16 protein-coding genes and 4 pseudogenes are annotated in these 19152 nt (G+C 70.5%); 9 read left to right on the top strand and 11 right to left on the bottom strand.

Going from position 1 to position 19152, the window contains the following annotated elements:
* The first annotated feature begins 264 nt into the window (after positions 1-264).
* Complete coding sequence (serB, locus tag GLX30_RS27405) at positions 265-1491, top strand: phosphoserine phosphatase SerB (RefSeq protein ID WP_159693282.1); 1227 nt, start codon at positions 265-267, stop codon at positions 1489-1491.
* Positions 1492-1563: 72 nt separating this feature from the next.
* On the opposite strand, the gene GLX30_RS27400 is transcribed toward serB, so the two are convergent.
* The 4 genes and pseudogenes from GLX30_RS27400 to GLX30_RS27390 form a co-directional block, all read right to left on the bottom strand.
* Positions 1564-2115 (bottom strand): histidine phosphatase family protein, encoded by a 552-nt coding sequence (locus GLX30_RS27400; protein ID WP_159693280.1) that lies wholly within the window; start codon positions 2113-2115, stop codon positions 1564-1566.
* 73 nt (positions 2116-2188) lie between these two features.
* Entirely contained in the window at positions 2189-2398 is a 210-nt protein-coding gene (locus GLX30_RS27395; protein ID WP_159693278.1) for a hypothetical protein, read from the bottom strand.
* A 183-nt stretch (positions 2399-2581) separates the two neighbouring features.
* Positions 2582-2638: a hypothetical protein gene (locus GLX30_RS35935; RefSeq protein ID WP_279632634.1), complete on the bottom strand. Its 57-nt coding sequence runs from the start codon at positions 2636-2638 to the stop codon at positions 2582-2584.
* 63 nt (positions 2639-2701) lie between these two features.
* Positions 2702-3978: pseudogene (locus GLX30_RS27390) on the bottom strand (MFS transporter).
* A gap of 107 nt (positions 3979-4085) precedes the next feature.
* Here GLX30_RS27390 and GLX30_RS27385 point away from each other — a divergent pair.
* Positions 4086-4771: pseudogene (locus GLX30_RS27385) on the top strand (FadR/GntR family transcriptional regulator).
* Here the strand turns inward: GLX30_RS27385 and GLX30_RS27380 are convergent.
* The 3 genes from GLX30_RS27380 to fabG form a co-directional block, all read right to left on the bottom strand.
* Positions 4734-5180 (bottom strand): hypothetical protein, encoded by a 447-nt coding sequence (locus tag GLX30_RS27380; protein ID WP_244258294.1) that lies wholly within the window; start codon positions 5178-5180, stop codon positions 4734-4736. The pseudogene GLX30_RS27385 and the gene GLX30_RS27380 overlap by 38 nt on opposite strands.
* 104 nt (positions 5181-5284) lie before the next feature.
* Complete coding sequence (fabI, locus tag GLX30_RS27375; RefSeq protein ID WP_159693276.1) at positions 5285-6052, bottom strand: enoyl-ACP reductase FabI; 768 nt, start codon at positions 6050-6052, stop codon at positions 5285-5287.
* 4 nt (positions 6053-6056) lie between these two features.
* Positions 6057-6776 (bottom strand): 3-oxoacyl-[acyl-carrier-protein] reductase, encoded by a 720-nt coding sequence (gene fabG, locus GLX30_RS27370; protein ID WP_159693274.1) that lies wholly within the window; start codon positions 6774-6776, stop codon positions 6057-6059.
* A 229-nt stretch (positions 6777-7005) separates the two neighbouring features.
* On the opposite strand from fabG, the gene GLX30_RS27365 reads away from it, so the two are divergent.
* From GLX30_RS27365 to tyrS, 3 genes are all read left to right on the top strand, one after another.
* Positions 7006-8529 carry a TldD/PmbA family protein gene (locus tag GLX30_RS27365; RefSeq protein ID WP_159693272.1) on the top strand — a complete coding sequence of 508 codons (1524 nt, stop codon included), beginning with the start codon at positions 7006-7008 and terminating at the stop codon, positions 8527-8529.
* A complete protein-coding gene (locus tag GLX30_RS27360) occupies positions 8526-9920 on the top strand; it encodes a metallopeptidase TldD-related protein (protein ID WP_159693270.1) in 1395 nt (464 codons plus the stop codon). The genes GLX30_RS27365 and GLX30_RS27360 overlap by 4 nt, the downstream gene beginning before the upstream one ends.
* 105 nt (positions 9921-10025) lie before the next feature.
* Positions 10026-11294, top strand: a complete 1269-nt coding sequence (gene tyrS, locus GLX30_RS27355) for a tyrosine--tRNA ligase (protein ID WP_159693268.1) — start codon at positions 10026-10028, stop codon at positions 11292-11294.
* A gap of 89 nt (positions 11295-11383) precedes the next feature.
* Here tyrS and GLX30_RS27350 read toward each other — a convergent pair whose 3' ends face one another.
* The gene (locus GLX30_RS27350; protein ID WP_159693266.1) at positions 11384-11662 is read right to left on the bottom strand and encodes a GlsB/YeaQ/YmgE family stress response membrane protein; all 279 of its coding nucleotides are present in this window, start codon (positions 11660-11662) and stop codon (positions 11384-11386) included.
* Between the two features lie 228 nt (positions 11663-11890).
* Here GLX30_RS27350 and GLX30_RS27345 point away from each other — a divergent pair, with 228 nt between their 5' ends.
* Entirely contained in the window at positions 11891-12265 is a 375-nt protein-coding gene (locus GLX30_RS27345; RefSeq protein ID WP_159693264.1) for a DUF3099 domain-containing protein, read from the top strand.
* A gap of 203 nt (positions 12266-12468) precedes the next feature.
* Complete coding sequence (locus tag GLX30_RS27340) at positions 12469-12705, top strand: hypothetical protein (protein ID WP_159695281.1); 237 nt, start codon at positions 12469-12471, stop codon at positions 12703-12705.
* On the opposite strand, the pseudogene moaA reads toward GLX30_RS27340, so the two are convergent.
* The 3 genes and pseudogenes from moaA to GLX30_RS27325 form a co-directional block, all read right to left on the bottom strand.
* Positions 12688-13676: pseudogene (moaA, locus tag GLX30_RS27335) on the bottom strand (GTP 3',8-cyclase MoaA). The gene GLX30_RS27340 and the pseudogene moaA sit on opposite strands and share 18 nt — an antisense overlap.
* 150 nt (positions 13677-13826) lie before the next feature.
* Positions 13827-15464 carry a cation acetate symporter gene (locus GLX30_RS27330; protein ID WP_159693262.1) on the bottom strand — a complete coding sequence of 546 codons (1638 nt, stop codon included), beginning with the start codon at positions 15462-15464 and terminating at the stop codon, positions 13827-13829.
* A pseudogene (locus GLX30_RS27325) lies at positions 15461-15825 on the bottom strand (DUF485 domain-containing protein). Before GLX30_RS27325 ends, GLX30_RS27330 begins: the two are co-directional and overlap by 4 nt.
* A 256-nt stretch (positions 15826-16081) precedes the next feature.
* Between GLX30_RS27325 and GLX30_RS27320 the strand changes: the two are divergent.
* Both GLX30_RS27320 and GLX30_RS27315 read left to right on the top strand, forming a co-directional pair.
* Positions 16082-17611 carry a S8 family serine peptidase gene (locus tag GLX30_RS27320; RefSeq protein WP_159693260.1) on the top strand — a complete coding sequence of 510 codons (1530 nt, stop codon included), beginning with the start codon at positions 16082-16084 and terminating at the stop codon, positions 17609-17611.
* An 84-nt stretch (positions 17612-17695) separates the two neighbouring features.
* Entirely contained in the window at positions 17696-19102 is a 1407-nt protein-coding gene (locus GLX30_RS27315; RefSeq protein WP_159693258.1) for a CoA transferase, read from the top strand.
* Positions 19103-19152 lie beyond the last annotated feature (50 nt).

Here is a 19152-nt window from a genome sequence, read left to right as displayed (position 1 = left end):
TTCAGGCCCGGTCCCGTATCCGAAAGCCGGGCCGTGTGAAGACCTCGTTCGGTACCGAGTTGGGACGTTCGCCGACGCGGCGGGACCGGGTCGGCAGCGACGATCACCCACGAGTGGTGCCGGATATGCGTGAACCGAATAATCCGCGCCATACCGGTCGGATGCTCCACCCCCGGCCGCACGGGCGTGCGTCGGCCGCTCAGGTGTCCGCCAGGCGGGACGGGACCGCTCCTCCCGGCCGTCGCCCGATACGGTGGTAGCACCATGAGCGCATCTCAGCCCCCTCCCGACGCCGATGTCCCCACCCTTCTCGTGAAGATCTTCGGGAAGGACCGCCCGGGGATCACCGCCGGGCTCTTCGACACCCTCGCCGCGTACGCCGTCGATGTCGTCGACATCGAGCAGGTCGTCTCCCGTGGCCGCCTCGTGCTCTGCGCGCTCGTCACGGCACCGACGGCCGGCGGGGCCACCGAGGGCGACCTGCGGGCCACCGTGCACAGCTGGGCCGACTCCCTGAAGCTGCAGGCCGAGATCATCTCCGGTACGGGCGACAACCGGCCGCGCGGCAGCGGGCGTTCGCACGTCACCGTGCTCGGCCACCCGCTCACCGCGGAGTCGACCGCGGCCATAGCGGCCACCATCGCCGGCACCGGCGGCAACATCGACCGCATCTTCCGGCTCGCGAAGTACCCGGTGACCGCCGTGGAGTTCGCGGTCTCCGGCGTGGAGACCGAACCGTTGCGGACGGCGCTGGCCATGGAGGCCGCCGAGATCGGCGTCGACGTGGCCGTCGTCTCCGCGGGACTGCACCGGCGGGCACAGCGGCTGGTGGTCATGGACGTGGACTCCACGCTCATCCAGGACGAGGTCATCGAGCTGTTCGCGGCCCACGCCGGCTGCGAGGACCAGGTCGCGGAGGTGACCGCCGCGGCGATGCGCGGCGAGCTGGACTTCGAGCAGTCGCTGCACGCGCGGGTGGCGCTGCTGGAGGGCCTCGACGCCTCCGTGGTGGACAAGGTGCGTACGGAGGTGCGGCTCACTCCGGGTGCGCGGACCCTGATCCGCACGCTGAAGCGGCTGGGCTACCAAGTGGGCGTCGTGTCCGGCGGCTTCACCCAGGTCACCGACGACCTCAAGGAGCGGCTCGGGCTCGATTTCGCGTCGGCGAACACTCTGGAGATCGAGGACGGGAAGCTCACCGGCCGGGTCGTCGGCGAGATCGTGGACCGGGCCGGCAAGGCCCGGTTGCTGCGCCGCTTCGCTGCCGAGGCCGGGGTCCCGCTCGCCCAGACGGTCGCGATCGGCGACGGCGCCAACGACCTCGACATGCTGAACGCCGCGGGGCTCGGCGTCGCGTTCAACGCCAAGCCCGTCGTGCGCAAGGCCGCGCACACCGCGGTCAACGTGCCCTTCCTCGACACGGTGCTCTATCTGCTGGGCATCACCCGTGAAGAGGTCGAGGCAGCCGACGACGGCACCGGCGAGCACTGACGTCCGCGAACACGAAGCGGCAGGGCCCCGGCACACTCGGTGTGCCGGGGCCCTGCCGCTGTTCGTGCCGGATCACTCGTGCGGGGTCCAGTAGTCGAGCAGCTTGCCCACGCCGTGCTCCACGGACTTCCACGGTCCGCTGATCGCAAGGACGGCGAACGCCGAGGTCGGGAAGCCGTCGCTGGTCATCCGGGCCAGCGCGTCACCCTCCGTGCTGCCCGCGAGGGCGTCCGCCAACGCGTGCATACCGGGGTTGTGGCCGATGACGAGCAGGTCGTTGACGTCGTCCGGGGTCTCGGTCAGCAGGGCGAGCAGATCGCCGAGGGAGGCCTCGTAGAGCCGCTCCTCGTAGACGGTCTTCGGGCGGTGCGGCAGCTCATGCACCGCGAGCTTCCATGTCTCGCGGGTCCTGACCGCTGTCGAGCACAGGGCCAGGTCGAAATCGATACCGGTCTCCGCGAGCCGGCGGCCGGCCACCGGGGCGTCCTTCCGGCCGCGCTCGGCGAGCGGGCGCTCATGGTCGGACACCTGGGGCCAGTCGGCCTTCGCGTGCCGGAGGAGGACGATCCTGCGGGATTCGGGAGGTCCGGGGGGTGTCCCACCGGAAGACACAGCGGCGCTCATGTCACCCAGCTTCGCATGAAATGAGCCAGCGGGCGCAGGGTGTTGACGTGCTCCGCCGTGAAGAGTGACCCCGTCAACGGGCCAGCATCCGGTGCACGAGCCGGATGAACTCGCCGACCCCCTGTTCGTCGCCCGCCGCGGCGTGTGCCTGCCCCGGACCGGCGATCAGCAGGAGCAGCGCGCAGAAGGCGATCACGGGGAGTGCCAGCGCCCACCAGGGCAGCTCGCCCCTGGCGACGCCCGGTGACCGGGTGAGGGACCGGGGGTGCGTGTGGGCCGGCATGGCCGCCTCCGTGCGTCGAGAGGTCGAGTCCCTCAAACGTACGGATCATGGACGGCCGGGCCCATCCGGTGGCCCACCCACTTCACCCTGAACCTGGCCCCCTAGGGGAAGGTGGTGCCAGCACCACCCTCGTCCTCGTCGGGGGAGGGAGGCGCCCCGGTGCCGGGCCGGTGCGGGGCGGACTCAGGGAGCGGCGATCGTGGCGATGATCGAGATGACCACGCCGATGAGCAGGATCAGGCCGAAGATGCCGAGGAGCTTCTTCTGGCCGTTCTGGGGTTCGGGTCGAGCACTGGCATGGTCTCAGTCTCGCACCCCGGTCTCGTCCTCGATCGTCCGGTCCCTGCCCGCGAGGACGCCCATGGCGATCTGGGGCACGAGAAGGGCGGCCATCAGCCCGATCGGAAGGCCCCAGCCGCCGCTGTGCTGATAGAGCACACCGACCAGGAGCGGCCCGGGGATGGAGATCAGATAGCCGGTCGACTGGACGAACGCGGAGAGCCGCACGACGCCCGCACCGGTCCTCGACCGCATGCCGATCATGGTGAGCGCCAGCGGGAACGCGCAGTTCGAGATGCCCAGCAGCAGCGCCCACGCCCACGCGCCCGCCGCCGGTGCCAGCAGGAGTCCCAGGTAGCCGGTCAGGCCGCACAGGCCGAGTGCGATCGCGATGGGTCCCTGCTGGTTCAGCCGGGTCGCCAGTCGCGGAATGACGAAGGCCAGCGGCACGCCCATGACCATGGTGACGGCGAGCAGCACGCCGGCGGTCTGCGCGGAGACACCCGCGTCGCGGAAGATCTGCGGCATCCAGCCCATCGTGATGTACGCGCCGGTCGCCTGGAGCCCGAAGAAGCAGGCCAGGGCCCAGGCGGTCGGGCTGCGGGTGATCCGCGGAGCCGGGGTGGGCTCGTCCCCCCGCTCCGTCCGCGCCGTGCCGTCCTCGCGGTCGCGGTCGCGCACCAGCCCGAGCCAGGGCAGTACGGCGACGGCAGCCAGCAGCGCCCAGACGGCGAGGCCGACCCGCCAACTGCCGCCCAGCGTGTTCGTGATGGGCACGGTCGCGGCCGCCGCCACGGAGGTGCCGAGCGCCAGCGCCATCGAGTAGAGGCCGGTCATGGAACCGACCCGGCCGGGGAAGTAGCGCTTGACGATCACGGGCATCAGCACGTTGCTGACGGCGATGCCCATCAGGGCGAGTGCGCTGGCGGCGAGGAACCCGCCCGTACCACCGGCGAAGGGCCGTACGGCGAGCCCCGTCGCGATGGCCGCCATTCCGGCGCACAGGACGGCGCCGGGTCCGAAGCGGCGGGCGAGGCGGGGGCCGCGGTGCCGAAGAGTGCGAAACACAGCGGCGGGACGGAGGTGAGCATGCCGGCCACGCTGCCGCTCATGTGCAGCCCGGTCCTGGCCTCTTCGAGCAGCGCTCCGAGGCTTGTGATGGCGGGGCGCAGGTTGAGCGCGGCGAGGACGATGCCGACGAGGACGAGCCGGGTGATCCACGTCGGGCCCGTGCGGGCGGCAGAATCCTGGGGAGCAGGGGCCGTCGCGGCGGGGCTCAGTGTGCGGGTCTCGTCAGGCATTGGCCCATCATAGAATCATGGGATGATTGGTTGTCCAATCCTGGACGACACCTCGGCCGTCGGCCGCCTCAGGGCGTCAGGCGGACGCCTTCACGACAAGGAGCACCATGGCGCTGTCCTCTCCCCGGCGTTCCGCACTGTCCGACCAGGTGATCGCCCAGTTGCGGAACCAGATCACCTCGGGCGAGTGGCCGGTGGGTTCGCGGATCCCGACCGAACCGGAACTCGTCGAACAGCTCGGCGTCGCCCGCAACACGGTGCGCGAGGCAGTGCGGGCGCTGGCCCACAACGGGCTGCTCGACATCCGGCAGGGCTCGGGACGTACGTGCTGGCCACCAGCGAGCTCGCAGGCGTCATGCACCGGCGGTTCGCCGACGCCGACCCACGGCACATCGCCGAGCTGCGCTCCACCATGGAGTCCTCCGCGGCCAGGCTGGCTGCCGAGCGGCGCACCGACCGCGACCTCAGGCAGCTGGACGCCCTCCTGGCGAGGCGCGAGGAGGCATGGGCGTCCGGCGTCGCGGAGGCGTTCGTGGCCGCCGACGCGACGTTCCACCTCGCCGTGGTGGCCGCCTCGCACAACGAGGTGCTGACCGGGCTCTACGCCGACCTCGGGGATCTGCTGCGTGACTGGCTGCGTGAGGACGTCGGCCAGGAACTGCGCCCCGAGCACCACATGGACCACGCGCGGATGGTCGAGGCGATCCGCGCGGGAGACGGCGACGCGGCGGCCTCGGAGGCCGCGGGCTACCCGTTCATGTGCCTGCGTCGGCCCGCGGCGGCTGGTGGCTGATCCACACCGAGCGGATCTCCTTCCAGCACCGCCCGGTCAGTTCCCCGTACTCGGCCGGGCGGAGCAGGACCGGGGCGGTGTCCGCGTCGACGTCCCACCAGCGGTCGCACTCGACGTGCAGCCGCACGCGATCGGCGGCGGGAAACGGGTTGTGGCAGTAGGCGGTGACCCGGGAGCCTTCCACGACGGTGCTGCACCGCGCCTGGTACGACGGCCGCTGCGCCGGGCGGGGGTCCTGCGTCTCCTGACGGAACTGAAGGGCGGTGAAGGTGATCACCCACACGAGGACCGTCGCGGCGGCCAGAGCGGAGGCGTTGCGCCATTTCGTACGCACGAGCAGGACCTCCTCGGCCGGGCTGCGGCGCACGCGCCACAACAGCACCACAAGGAAGATGTGCTCCTCCAGCATCGCCGCCCTCGCCGCCGCCCGCCGCGTCGCTGAGCCGAACGAGGGACGCCCCGCCCACCGCGCCGGGCGGTGGACGGGGCGTCCCTGGTGTACGTATGTGCTGGTCAGGCACCCATGATGTGCACGCCGCCGTCGACGTGGACGATCTCGCCGGTGGTCTTCGGGAAGAAGTCCGAGAGCAGCGCGACGACACCGCGGCCGGCGGGCTCGGGGTCGGCCATGTCCCACTCGAGCGGGGAACGCTCGTCCCACACCTTCGCGAGGTCGGAGAAGCCGGGGATGGACTTGGCGGCCATCGAGCCGAGCGGGCCCGCCGAGATCAGGTTGCAGCGCACATTGCGCGAGCCCAGGTCACGGGCCAGGTAACGGCTGGTGGCCTCGAGCGCGGCCTTCGCCGGGCCCATCCAGTCGTACTGCGGCCAGGCGAACTGCGCGTCGAAGGTCAGGCCGACGACCGAGCCGCCGTTCTGCATCAGCGGCATACAGGCCATCGTCAGGGACTTCAGCGAGAACGCGGAGACGTGCATCGCGGTCGACACCGACTCGAAGGGCGTGTTGAGGAAGTTGCCGCCGAGAGCGTCCTGCGGGGCGAAGCCGATCGAGTGGACGACCCCGTCCAGACCGCCGAGCTCCTCGCGCACGAGCTCCTCGACCCTGGCCAGGTGCTCGTCGTTGGTGACGTCGAGCTCGATGACCTTGGCGGGCCTGGGCAGCTTCTTGGCGATGCGCTCGGTCAGGGTGGGCCGCGGGAAGGCGGTCAGAATGACCTCCGCGCCCTGCTCCTGGGCCACCTTGGCGGTGTGGAAGGCGATGGAGGACTCCATCAGCACACCGCTGATCAGGACGCGCTTGCCCTCGAGAATTCCGCTCATGTGATCAGTGACCCATGCCCAATCCGCCGTCAACGGGGATGACGGCTCCAGTGATGTACGAGGCGTCGTCGGAGGACAGGAAGCGCACAGCCGCGGCGATCTCCTCCGGCTTCGCGTAACGGCCGAGCGGCACCTGCGAGACGATGCCCGCGCGCTGCTCGTCGGTGAGCACCTGCGTCATGTCGGTGTCGACAAAACCGGGTGCGACGACGTTGAAGGTGATGTTCCGCGAACCGAGCTCACGGGCCAGCGAGCGGGCGAAGCCCACCAGGCCGGCCTTCGAGGCGGCGTAGTTGGCCTGCCCGGCCGACCCGAGCAGCCCGACGACGGAGGAGATCAGCACGACACGGCCCTTCTTGGCGCGCAGCATGCCGCGGTTGGCGCGCTTGACGACCCGGAAGGTGCCGGTGAGGTTGGTGTCGAGGACGGAGGTGAAGTCGTCCTCCGACATCCGCATCAGAAGCTGGTCCTTGGTGATGCCGGCGTTGGCGACCAGCACCTCCACATTGCCGTGCTTCTCCTCGATCTCCTTGTAGGCCTGCTCCACCTGCTCGGCGTCGGTGATGTCACAGCGGACGGGCATGCAGCCCGCCTCGACGAGCTCGGCGGGCGGCTCGCCCGACCGGTAGGTGATGGCGACCTTGTCGCCGTTCTCGGCGAAAGCGCGGGCGATGGCGAGGCCGATGCCCCGGTTTCCTCCGGTGACGAGAACCGAGCGGCTCAACGGATCACCCTTTCGTCAGTGGTCTGGAGCACCTGGCAGCCAGGCGACTACCCGAAAACCTATCGGTCCGGTCCGTCGTACGGGGAATCGGTCCCTGACAGCACCGCAGATCAGTCACTGTCGGGTCCCTACAGAAGAGGACCGCGCGGCATCCTCCACAACCCGCTGGGCAACGGGCCCCCCGTCGCGACATGATCGGGGCGACCCGTCGCGACGACAGGAGACATCCGTGCCTCATTCCATCGACGAAGCCTTCACGGCGCTGCCGCTGCGGGCGCTCGCCGACGCGGCACTCGCCCGGGCCCGCGCGCTCGGCGCCGAGCACGCCGACTTCCGTCTCGAGCGCGTACGCAGTGCGTCCTGGCGGCTGCGTGACGCCAAGCTCGCCGGTTCCTCCGACACCACGGACCTCGGGTACGCCGTGCGCGTCGTGCACGGGGGTGCGTGGGGCTTCGCCTCGGGGGTGGATCTCACCATGGACGCCGCGGCGCGGGTCGCGGGCCAGGCGGTGGCGATGGCGAAGTTGTCGGCGAAGGTGATCGCGGCGGCCGGGTCCGACGAGCGGGTGGAGCTGGCGGACGAGCCGGTGCACTCGGACAGGTCGTGGGTCTCCTCGTACGAGATCGACCCCTTCGAGGTACCCGACGAGGAGAAGACCGCGCTGCTCGCCGACTTCAGCGGCCGGCTGCTGCGGGCGGACGGCGTGGCGCACGTGGACGCGTCGCTGCTCACCGTCCACGAGAACAAGTTCTACGCGGACACGGCCGGTACCGTCACCACCCAGCAGCGGGTCCGGCTGCACCCGCAGCTCACCGCGGTCGCCGTCGACGGCACCACCGGCGAGTTCGACTCGATGCGCACGATCGCGCCGCCGGCCGGCCGCGGCTGGGAGTACCTGACCGGCACGGGCTGGGACTGGGACCGGGAACTGGAGGAGATCCCCGGACTGCTCGCGGAGAAGATGCGCGCGCCGAGCGTCGAGTCCGGCCGCTACGACCTGGTGGTCGACCCGTCGAACCTGTGGCTGACGATCCACGAGTCGATCGGCCACGCCACCGAGCTGGACCGGGCGCTCGGCTACGAGGCCGCGTACGCCGGAACGTCGTTCGCGACTTTCGACCAGCTGGGGAAGCTGGCGTACGGCTCGTCCGTGATGAACGTGACCGGCGACCGGACGGCCGAGCACGGGCTGGCGACGATCGGGTACGACGACGAGGGCGTCGAGGCGCAGAGCTGGGACCTGGTCAAGGACGGCACGCTGGTCGGCTACCAGCTGGACCGGCGGATCGCGAAGCTGACGAACCTCGGCCGCTCCAACGGCTGCGCCTACGCCGACTCCCCCGCGCACGTCCCGGTGCAGCGGATGGCGAACGTGTCGCTCCGCCCGGATCCGGGCGGCCTGTCGACGGAGGACCTGATCGGCGGGGTCGAGCGCGGGATCTACGTCGTCGGCGACCGGTCGTGGTCCATCGACATGCAGCGCTACAACTTCCAGTTCACCGGGCAGCGGTTCTTCCGGATCGAGAACGGCCGGCTGGCCGGACAGCTCCGGGACGTCGCTTACCAGGCGACGACCACCGAGTTCTGGGGCTCCATGGAGAAGGTCGGCGGCCCGCAGACCTATGTGCTCGGCGGCGCGTTCAACTGCGGAAAGGCCCAGCCGGGCCAGGTCGCCGCGGTCTCCCACGGCTGCCCCTCCGCCCTCTTCCGGGGCGTCAACATTCTGAACACAACGCAGGAGGCCGGCCGATGAGCCCCCGTACGACCAAGCCGCACGAGATCGTCGAGCGGGCTCTCGCGCTGTCCACCGCCGACGGCTGTGTCGTCATCGCCGACGAGGAGTCGTCCGCCAATCTGCGCTGGGCCGGCAATGCCCTGACCACCAACGGCGTCACCCGCGGCCGCACCCTCACCGTCATCGCGACCGTCGACGGCGCCGAGGGAACCGCCTCCGGCGTGGTGTCCCGGTCCGCGGTGACGGCCGCCGACCTCGAGCCGCTGGTGCGCGCCGCCGAGGCGGCCGCCCGCGGTGCCGGTCCCGCGGAGGACGCCCAGCCGCTGGTCGAGGGCACCCCGGCGTCCCCCGACTTCACGGACGCTCCCGCCGAGACCGGCTCCGCCGTGTTCGCCGACTTCGCACCGGCCCTCGGCGAGGCCTTCGCCCGGGCCCGGGCCGGCGGCCGGGAGCTGTACGGCTTCGCCAACCACGAGATGACCTCCACGTATGTGGGCACCTCCACCGGACTGCGGCTGCGGCACGACCAGCCGAACGGCACCCTCGAGCTGAACGCCAAGTCCCCGGACCGTACGCGCTCGGCGTGGGCGGGACGTTCCACGCGGGACTTCAAGGACGTCGACCCGGGCGTGATGGACGCCGAGCTGGCGCAGCGCCTGGTGTGGGCGCAGCGCCGCACCGAGCTGCCCGCGGGCCGGTACGAGACGCTGCTGCCGCCCACCGCGGTGGCCGACCTGCTGATCTACCAGATGTGGTCGTCCGCGGCCCGCGACGCGGCGGAGGGCCGCACGGTCTTCTCCAAGCCGGGCGGCGGCACCCGCGTCGGGGAGAAGCTGTCCCCCCTCCCGCTGACCCTGCGCAGCGACCCGCACGCGCCCGGCCTCGAGTCGGCCCCGTTCGTGATCGCGCACTCCTCCGGCGACGACGCCTCCGTCTTCGACAACGGTCTCCCGATCACGGCGACGGACTGGGTGCGGGACGGAAAGCTCGATCATCTGGTGACCACCCGGCACAGCGCCGGTCTGACCGGCCTGCCGGTGGCGCCCGGTGCGGGGAACCTCATCCTGGACGGCGGCGGCGAGCGGAGCCTGGAGGAGATGGTGGCCGGCACGGCCCGTGGTCTGCTGCTGACGTGCCTCTGGTACATCCGCGAGGTCGATCCGGCGACGCTGCTGCTGACCGGTCTGACCAGGGACGGCGTGTATCTGGTGGAGAACGGCGAGGTCGTCGGCGAGGTCAACAACTTCCGATTCAACGAATCGCCCGTCGATCTGCTCTCACGGGCGGCGGAGGCCGGGCGCAGCGAGAAGACGCTGCCGCGTGAGTGGGGCGACTGGTTCACCCGGGCCTCGATGCCCGCGCTGCGGGTGCCGGACTTCAACATGAGCTCGGTGAGCAAGGGGGTGTGAGCGCCGTATGTCCGGTCGGCCCGGCCTCCGGTCACCAATAGACTGGGTGGTAGCGCCCTGCTACCACCCAGCGGGGCTTCCACTGTTCCGAGGAGACACGACACCGTGACGGACATCGTCGACGAGCTGAAGTGGCGCGGGTTGATGGCCCAGTCCACCGACGAAGAGGCCCTGCGCAAGGCTCTCGCGGACGGTCCTGTCACGTTCTATTGCGGCTTCGACCCCACCGCGGCGAGCCTGCACGTCGGTCACCTGGTGCAGGTGCTCACCATCCGCCGCCTCCAGCAGGCCGGGCACCGCCCGCTCGCGCTGGTCGGCGGGGCGACGGGTCAGATCGGCGACCCGCGGCCGACCGCGGAGCGCACGCTGAACGATCCGGAGACGATCGCGCGGTGGGTCGACCGGCTGCGTTCGCAGATCGAGCCCTACCTGTCCTTCGAGGGCGACAACGCGGCGATCATGGTGAACAACCTGGACTGGACCGCGGGGATGTCCGCGATCGAGTTCCTGCGGGACATCGGCAAGCACTTCCGCGTCAACAAGATGCTCACCAAGGACTCGGTCGCCCGCCGCCTGGAGTCCGAGCAGGGCATCAGCTACACGGAGTTCAGCTACCAGCTGCTGCAGGGCATGGACTTCCTGGAGCTGTACCGCCGCTACGGCTGCACCCTGCAGCAGGGCGGCAGCGACCAGTGGGGCAATCTGACCGCGGGCCTGGACCTGATCCACCGGCTCGAGCCGGACGCCGACGTGCACGCCCTGGCCACGCCGCTGATGACCAAGGCCGACGGCACCAAGTTCGGCAAGTCGGAGACGGGAACGCTCTGGCTCGACCCGGAGATGACGACGCCGTACGCGTTCTACCAGTTCTGGCTGAACACGGACGACCGGGACATCTCCCGCTACATGCGGGTCCTGAGCTTCAGGAGCCGCGAGGAACTCGAGGAGCTGGAGAAGCAGACCGAGGAGCGGCCGCAGGCACGGGCCGCGCAGCGCGCGCTGGCGGAGGAGCTGACGACGCTGGTGCACGGCGCGGACCAGTGCGCCGCTGTGATCAACGCCTCTCGGGCGCTGTTCGGTCAGGGCGAGCTCGCGGACCTGGACGAGGCGACACTGCGTGCCGCCCTCGCCGAGCTGCCGCACGCGCGGGTCGGCGAGCTGCTGCCGGTGGTCGACCTGTTCACCGAGGTCGGTCTGGCGCCGAGCAAGTCCGCCGCCCGCCGCACGGTGAAGGAGGGCGGCGCCTACGTGAACAACGTGAAGGTGACCGCCGAGGACGCGTCGGTGGCCGACGACGACCTGCTGCACGGCCGCTGGCTGGTGCTGCGCCGGGGCAAGAAGAACCTGGCGGCGGTCGAGGTCGCGGCCGGCTGACCGGAGCGGACATGCCCGTGGCCGGCTGACCGGAGCGGACATGCCCGTGGCCGGGTGGGCGTGATCGCCCACCCGGCCACGGACGTTCGTCAGGCGTGATGTTGTTTCTTGCCGCGGGCGGCGGTGTAGGCCATGTCGCCCAGGAAGACGATGACGATGGCAGCCGCGAGCTGCAGCGCGTGCCGGCCCCAGTCGATGCCGCTGGTCTCCGCGATGCCGAAACCACGTGCGACGGCGTTGCCGATGATGGCGCCGATGATGCCGAAGATGGTGGTCAGCCACAGCGGACTGTGCTGCTTGCCTGGGATGATCGCCTTCGCGAGCAGGCCCAGCACGAATCCCACGATGATCGCCCACAACCAGCCCATGGCTGCCTCCTTGTACGGCCCTGCGTAAGCAGTTACGTCGTCAGTCTCGGCCCGTGGGCCGTACGGCGCATGTCGAAGTCAGCCGTACGTGCGTCTGCGCAGGCAGGGCACGCAGACATGGGGCGGCCCCGCTCTCGAACGCGGCGCATCCCAGGCGTACCGTGGAGGGTCGGAGCAGGGGAATTTCCGCCGAACGTCCGGCGCGGGGAAATCGGGTGGTGGAGCACGATGCGGAAGCACGGCGGGAGCGAGGTCTTCCGGATCACCGGCGCACGGCAGGGCCTTGCCGATGACGTCCGCGGCAGGCAGCGCCGCTATGTGATCTCGATGTCGATCAGGACGGTCGCCGTGATCCTCGCGGCGGTCCTGTGGAACGTGGAACGCCATGTGGCGATCGTGGCGCTGGCGCTCGGTGTACTGCTGCCGTACATCTCCGTCGTCATCGCCAACGCCGGGCGGGAGAACGCCCCTTCGCTCCCGTCGACGTTCGTCGAGCCCCCGGTCCGGCCGGCCGTCGACGCCGGTCCCGGGCAGCCGGAGGCGGAACCGGAGCCGGAGGCGGAGCCCTTCCAGGAGGACCGTCCGGGGGCCGGGCAGCGCTGATCACGAGCGGTGTCCGACGGGGTCGCGAAGCTCAAGAAAAGCTCAGATCAATCATGAAGTTCCGGTGCACCGCACCCAGTCCCCCGTGACATACTGCGTACGCGCTCCGCATCCCCCGTCGGAGCGACGGACCGACGCCGGGCAGCTCCCCCCGTGGCTGCTCGGCGTCGCCATGCTGGGACAATGATCCCGTGAATCATCCGGTGAGTGACGAGACCCCGATCTGCTCGGCCAAGGGCTGCCGTACCGGCGCCGTCTGGGTCCTCGCCTGGAACAACCCGAAACTGCACACTCCGGACCGCCGCAAGACGTGGCTGGCGTGCGAGGAGCACCGCGAGCACCTGTCCCAGTTCCTCGGGGTGCGCGGTTTCCTGAAGGACGTCGTGACGCTGGAGGAGTGGGAGCGGGGTGCCGGGGCCGGGTCAGCCGCCGATGGCTGACATGGGCCGCTCCGGCTGAAGGAACGACGGATCGTCGAGGCCGGATCCGGCCTTCTTGCCCCACATCGCCAGCCGCCAGATGCGGGCGATCTCCTCGTCGGGCGCCTCCGAGCGCAGCGCCGCCCGCAGGTCGGTCTCCTCGGTGGCGAAGAGGCAGGTGCGCACCTGACCGTCGGCGGTGAGCCGCGTCCGGTCACAGGCACGGCAGAACGGACGGGTGACGGAGGCGATGACGCCGACCCGGTGCGGCCCGCCGTCGACGAGCCACCGCTCCGCCGGCGCGGATCCGCGCGCGGCGTCGCCTTCGGGGGTGAGGGTGAAGCGCGTCCGCAGGGACTGGAGGATGTCCCCGGCGGTGATCATGCCGTCACGCTTCCAGCCGTGCTGTGCATCGAGCGGCATCTGCTCGATGAAACGCAGCTCGTAGTCGTGTTCCACGGCCCAGGCGAGCAGGTCGGGGCCTCGTCGTCGTTCATGCCGGGCATCAGGACGGCGTTGACCTTGACCGGGGTCAGGCCGGCGGCACGGGCGGCTTCGAGACCGTCGAGCACGTCGTGGTGGCGGTCGCGGCGGGTGAGGGTCTTGAAGACATCGGGCCGCAGGGTGTCCAGGGAGACGTTGACCCGGTCGAGGCCGGCGGCCTTCAGGGCCGCGGCGGTGCGCTTGAGCCCGATGCCGTTGGTGGTGAGTGACATCTTGGGGCGGGGCTCGAGGGCGGCGCAGCGTTCGACGATGCCGACCAGTCCCGGCCGCAGCAGCGGCTCACCGCCGGTGAAGCGCACCTCGGTGATGCCGAGGTCGGTGACGGCGATGCCGATCAGGCGGACGATTTCGTCATCGGTGAGCAGATCGGGCTTGGCCAGCCACTGGAGGCCCTCTTCCGGCATACAGTACGTACACCGCAGATTGCACCGGTCCGTCAGCGAAACGCGCAGGTCAGTGGCCACTCGGCCGTAGGTGTCGATGAGCACTGTGGGCCCCCTCCCCTATTCGCGGATCCGACGGTTTCGAGCCTACGCGACGGCGCCGACAACACCAGGGCCCGATTGGCACGAGGTACTGCACGGCCGCGTCGTAGGACCCTACGACGCGGCCGCCGACATGCGTGTGTCGGTTTCCTCTCAGTGGGCGTTGATGCCGGTGAGGGACTTGACCTCGAGCTCGGCGTACTTGCCCTCGTCGGGCTTCTCCTTGGTCAGGATCGAGCCCAGCCAGCCGAGCAGGAAGCCCAGCGGGATGGAGATGAGACCCGGGTTGGACAGCGGGAACCAGGCGAAGTCCACGCTCGGGAACATCGCGGACGCGCTGCCGGAGACCACCGGCGAGAACAGCACCAGGAACACCGAGGAGGCGAGGCCTCCGTAGATGGACCACAGGGCGCCCTGGGTGGTGAACCTCTTCCAGAACAGGCTGTAGAGGATCGTGGGCAGGTTGGCCGAGGCGGCGACCGCGAAGGCGAGGGCGACGAGGCCGGCCACGTTCAGGTCGCGGGCCAGCGCGCCGAGGGCGATGGACACGATGCCGATGAAGACGGTCGCCCAGCGCGCGGCGCGGACCTCCTCCTTCTCCGTGGCCTGTCCCCTGCGGATGACGTTGGCGTAGATGTCGTGCGCGAACGACGACGAGGAGGCCAGCGTAAGTCCGGCGACGACGGCGAGGATGGTGGCGAAGGCGACGGCCGAGATCACGGCCAGCAGGATCGCGCCCCAGGCGGAGTCGACGCCGCCGATGTGTAGGGCGAGCAGCGGGGCCGCGGTGTTGCCCGCCGGGTTGGACGCCTTGATCTCCGCGGGGCCGACAATCGCGGCGGCGCCGAAGCCCAGCGCGATGGTCATCAGGTAGAAGGCGCCGATGATGCCGATGGCCCAGTTGACGGACTTACGCGCGGCCTTGGCGGTGGGCACCGTGTAGAAGCGGATCAGGATGTGCGGGAGTCCTGCGGTGCCGAGGACGAGCGCGATGCCGAGCGAGATGAAGTCGAGCTTCGTCATACCGTCGACGCCGTACTTGAGCCCGGGCTCGAGGAAGGCGTCGGGGTTGCCCTTCTGGCCGATCTCGCTGTTCTTCGCCGCCTCTCCGAGCAGGTCGGAGATGTTGAAGTTGAACTTCCACAGCACCAGGAACGTGATGAGCAGGGTGCCCGCGATGAGCAGGACGGCCTTGACCATCTGCACCCAGGTGGTGCCCTTCATCCCGCCGATGGTCACATAGACGATCATCAGCAGGCCGACGAGGGCGACGATCGCGATCTTCCCGCCGTCGCTGGTGATGCCGAGCAGCAGTGAGACGAGGATGCCCGCGCCCGCCATCTGTGCGAGCAGGTAGAAGATCGAGACGACGATGGTGGAGACGCCCGCGGCGGTACGGACCGGGCGCTGGCGCATCCGGTAGGCGAGGACGTCGCCCATCGTGTAGCGGCCGGAGTTGCGCAGCGGTTCCGCGACCAGCAGCAGGGCGACGAGCCAGGCGACCAGGAAGCCGATCGAGTAGAGGAAGCCGTCGTAGCCGAAGAGGGCGATGGCGCCGGCGATGCCGAGGAACGAGGCGGCCGACATGTAGTCGCCCGAGATGGCGAGGCCGTTCTGGAAGCCGGTGAACTGGCGTCCGCCCGCGTAGAAGTCGGCGGCGTCCTTGGTCTGCCGGCCGGCCCAGACGGTGATGAACAGCGTCCCGACGACGAAGGCCGCGAAGAGTGTGATGATCAGCGGCCGGTGCTCGGTCGTGGCGCTCGAGGCCGCGAGGTGCAGGGCGGGGCTCATGCGTCGGCCTCCATACGGGACTTGATGGCCTCGGCCTTCGGGTCGAGCTTCGCGGCGGCGTGCCGGGAGTAGAACCAGGCGATGAGGAACGTGGTCAGGAACTGCGCGAGGCCGAAGACCAGAGCGACGTTGATGTTGCCGAAGAGCTTCGTGCCCATGAAGCCGCCGGCGTAGTTCGACAGCAGGACGTAGAGCAGGTACCAGGCGATGAACGCGATGGTCAGGGGAAGGCGAAGGAACGGTATGTGCGGCGCAGTTCGCCGAATTCCGTACTCCGCTGCACCTGCACGAACGACTCTGTCGTGGGCTGGGCGGTGCTGGTCTGCCTATCGCGCTCGGGCGGCGGTGCCTCGGTGGTCACGGAATCTCCTCGCGACGCGGGTGCGGTGGGGATGGACTCGGGGATGTCACTGGCAGGGGCGGTTCGTTGGTGTTCCACTCCCTGACAACGGCACGGAGCGCGCGCCGAACTGGTTCAGCTCCGGTCTTTTTTCTTCTGTACTTCCTTCGCGAACCCATTGAATCCGGACCTTGATCAGCGATAGCTTCGCTCGTCATGTACCCGCCCATTCGCACAGGGGTGTCTGGGCGGTTGTCACGGATGATGTGGAGAACCCATGGCTCATCTGGGATCCAGACGGCGCCGCGCACTCGCGCTGCCCGCCGGTCTGGCGCTCACGGCCTCGCTCGGCTTCCTACCCGCGGGGGCCGCTACGGCGGCGCCGGTCGACGACGTACCTGCGGCGGTCCAGGCGGACGGACCCAAGCTGTCGTACGTCGTGAACGTGAAGGGCGGTCACGGCACCGCAAAGTCGGTCAAGAAGGCCATAGCCAAGGCCGGCGGAACGGTGGTGATGTCCTACGACCAGATAGGCGTCATCGTCGTCCACTCGCAGAACCCGGACTTCGCCACGACCATCCGCGGTGTGCGGGGCGTGGCGTCGGCCGGTGCCACGCGCACCGCGCCTCTGGCGCCCTCGGCCGACATGGCCATCGAGTCGGAGCGTCCGCTCACCGCCGACGAGGCGAAGGCCTCCGCCGCGGTGGCGTCCTCCGACCAGGACCCGCTGGAGCCCCTGCAGTGGGACCTCCCGGCCATCAAGGCCGACAAGGCGCACGAGAAGACGCTCGGCAGTGCCAAGGTCACGGTCGCGGTCATCGACACGGGTGTCGACGACACCCACCCGGACCTCGCGCCGAACTTCGACCGCGAGGCCTCCGTCAGCTGCGTGGGCGGCGTGCCGAACACTGCGGACGGCGCCTGGCGTCCCGGTCCGACCGAGTCCGACCACGGCACCCATGTCGCGGGCACGATCGCCGCCGCGAAGAACGGCGTCGGCGTCACCGGCGTCGCGCCGGGCGTGAAGGTCTCCGGCATCAAGGTCTCGCAGCCCGACGGCTTCTTCTACACCGAGGCCGTCGTCTGCGGCTTCGTGTGGGCGGCGGAGCACGGCGTCGACGTGACCAACAACAGCTACTACACGGACCCGTGGCTGTTCAACTGCAAGAACGACGCGGACCAGAAGGCCCTCGTCGAGGCCGTCTCCCGCGCCACCCGCTACGCGGAGGGCAAGGGCGCTGTGAACGTCGCCGCGGCCGGCAACTCCCGCATGGACCTGGCGGCGGACGAGCTCACCGACACCACGAGCCCGAACGACACCACCCCGGTCGAGCGGGTCATCAACCCGCGCGAGTGCCTGGACATCCCGACGCAGATCCCTGGCGTCGTCACGGTGTCCGCGCTGGGTGCGAAGGGCCTGAAGGCCTCGTACTCCAACTACGGCAACGGCGTGATCGACATCTCCGCCCCCGGCGGCGACTCGACGCGCTACCAGGCGCCGGACGCGCCGGCGGTCGACGGCCGGATCCTCTCCACGGTTCCGGGCGGCTACGGCTACAAGGCCGGTACGTCGATGGCCTCCCCGCACGTCGCGGGTGTGGCCGCGCTGATCAAGTCGACCCACCCGTACGCACCGCCGGCCCTGGTCAAGGGTCTGCTGTACGCGCAGGCTGACAACACGGCGTGCACCAACCCGTACGACATCGACGGCAACGGCACCGTCGACGCGGTGTGCGAGGGCGGCGAGCGCGACAACGGCTTCTACGGCACGGGCGTCGCCGACGCTCTGGACGCGGTTCGCCGCTAGCGGCTTCCTGTGAGGGGCCCGGTGCGCGATCTGCGATCCGCACCGGGCCCTTTGCATGTCGGCACCCGGTGCCATAGTGAGTGCATGACCCGCTCACCCTTCGGTCTCGCGCCCAGCGGTACCGCCCAGGCATGGGCGGCCCTGGGTGGTGATCCGGCTCTGCTCGGCCGTGTCGTCCACAAGGGCGGCGGCTCGCTGCCCTCCCGGCTGCCGGTCATGGAGTTGGCGCGCACCACCGTCGCGGTCTGCTCCCTCGCCGCCGCCGAGTTGTCCGCGCGGCGCGGCGGCGGTCCGGTCCCCTCCGTGACCGTCGACGACGGTGCGGTGACGACGGCGTTCCTCAGTGACAGGCTGGTGCGGGTGAACGGCACGGCGCCGACCACGTTCGCACCGCTCTCCCGGTTCTGGCGCGCCGCCGACGGGTGGGTGCGCACCCACGCCAACTACCCGCACCACCGGGCACGGTTGCTCGACGCGCTGTCCCTGCCCGAGGACGCCGGCGTCGAGGCCGCCGCCGGGGCGATCGGCGAACGCCGTGCCGTGGAAATCGAGGAGAGCGTGTACGCGGCGGGCGGCCTCGCGGTGGCCATGCGCAGCGGGGACGCATGGGCGGAGCACCCGCAGGGTGCGGCCGTCGCCGGACGTCCGCTGCTGCGGGCGGAGCGGCTCGGCGACGACTGCCCGCCGCGGGCCGTGAACGGCCGGGCTTCCCTGCCCTGTTCGGGACTCCGCGTGCTGGACCTGACCCGGGTGCTGGCCGGACCGGTCGCCACGCGGACACTCGCGCTGCTGGGAGCCGACGTGTTGCGGATCGACTCCCCGCATCTGCCGGAGAATCAGGACGCCCACAACGACACCGGTACGGGGAAGCGGTCCACCCGGCTCGACCTGGCCGCGGTCGCGGACCGTGCCACGTTCGAGGAGCTGCTGACCTTGGCCGACGTGGTGGTGACCGGTTATCGACCGGGCGCCCTCGACCGGTTCGGGCTCTCTCCGCAGGCGCTGGCCGAACGCCGTCCGGGCCTGGTCGTGGCCCGACTGTCGGCCTGGGGCCGGTACGGGCCGTGGGAGGGGCGGCGGGGTTTCGACAGCCTGGTCCAGGCGGCGACCGGCATCGCCGCCACGGAGGGCGAAGAAGGCCGCCCGGGCACACTGCCCGCCCAGGCGCTCGACCACGGCACCGGGTATCTGCTGGCGGCCGGGGTGCTGCGCGCGCTGACCGGACAGCACGAGGCGGGCGGGACCCGGTTGGTGGAGGCCGCTCTCACGCAGACGGCGGCCTGGTTGACCGGGGGTCTCGTCAAGGACCCGGTCGGGGACCCGGCGTCGTACGACGCCGACCGGTGGCTCACCGAGAGGGACAGCCCCATGGGCCGCCTTCGTCATGCCGTTCCGGCGGTCGGCTACGACGGCGGGCCGGCCGACTGGGCGCGGCCGCCCGGCAGGTGGGGGACGGACCCGCCGAAGTGGGTTGACCCCACCGCTCGATGACGTTCCGTCGCGACCGGCGTCCTATGCCACGCCCGCCGCGTCGGGCGCCG

The sequence above is a fragment of the Streptomyces sp. Tu 2975 genome (assembly GCF_009832925.1).
GTDB lineage: Bacteria > Actinomycetota > Actinomycetes > Streptomycetales > Streptomycetaceae > Streptomyces.
This window is presented reverse-complemented; position numbering and strand designations above follow the sequence as displayed.

What these genes read in the sequence shown, in the direction of transcription:
- serB (WP_159693282.1), top strand. Translation starts at nt 265, where the DNA reads ATGAGCGCATCTCAGCCCCCTCCCGACGCCGATGTCCCCACCCTTCTC.
- GLX30_RS27400 (WP_159693280.1), bottom strand. Translation starts at nt 2,115, where the DNA reads ATGAGCGCCGCTGTGTCTTCCGGTGGGACACCCCCCGGACCTCCCGAA.
- GLX30_RS27395 (WP_159693278.1), bottom strand. Translation starts at nt 2,398, where the DNA reads ATGCCGGCCCACACGCACCCCCGGTCCCTCACCCGGTCACCGGGCGTC.
- GLX30_RS27380 (WP_244258294.1), bottom strand. Translation starts at nt 5,180, where the DNA reads ATGCTGGAGGAGCACATCTTCCTTGTGGTGCTGTTGTGGCGCGTGCGC.
- fabI (WP_159693276.1), bottom strand. Translation starts at nt 6,052, where the DNA reads ATGAGCGGAATTCTCGAGGGCAAGCGCGTCCTGATCAGCGGTGTGCTG.
- GLX30_RS27360 (WP_159693270.1), top strand. Translation starts at nt 8,526, where the DNA reads ATGAGCCCCCGTACGACCAAGCCGCACGAGATCGTCGAGCGGGCTCTC.
- GLX30_RS27350 (WP_159693266.1), bottom strand. Translation starts at nt 11,662, where the DNA reads ATGGGCTGGTTGTGGGCGATCATCGTGGGATTCGTGCTGGGCCTGCTC.
- GLX30_RS27345 (WP_159693264.1), top strand. Translation starts at nt 11,891, where the DNA reads ATGCGGAAGCACGGCGGGAGCGAGGTCTTCCGGATCACCGGCGCACGG.
- GLX30_RS27330 (WP_159693262.1), bottom strand. Translation starts at nt 15,464, where the DNA reads ATGAGCCCCGCCCTGCACCTCGCGGCCTCGAGCGCCACGACCGAGCAC.
- GLX30_RS27320 (WP_159693260.1), top strand. Translation starts at nt 16,082, where the DNA reads ATGGCTCATCTGGGATCCAGACGGCGCCGCGCACTCGCGCTGCCCGCC.
- GLX30_RS27315 (WP_159693258.1), top strand. Translation starts at nt 17,696, where the DNA reads ATGACCCGCTCACCCTTCGGTCTCGCGCCCAGCGGTACCGCCCAGGCA.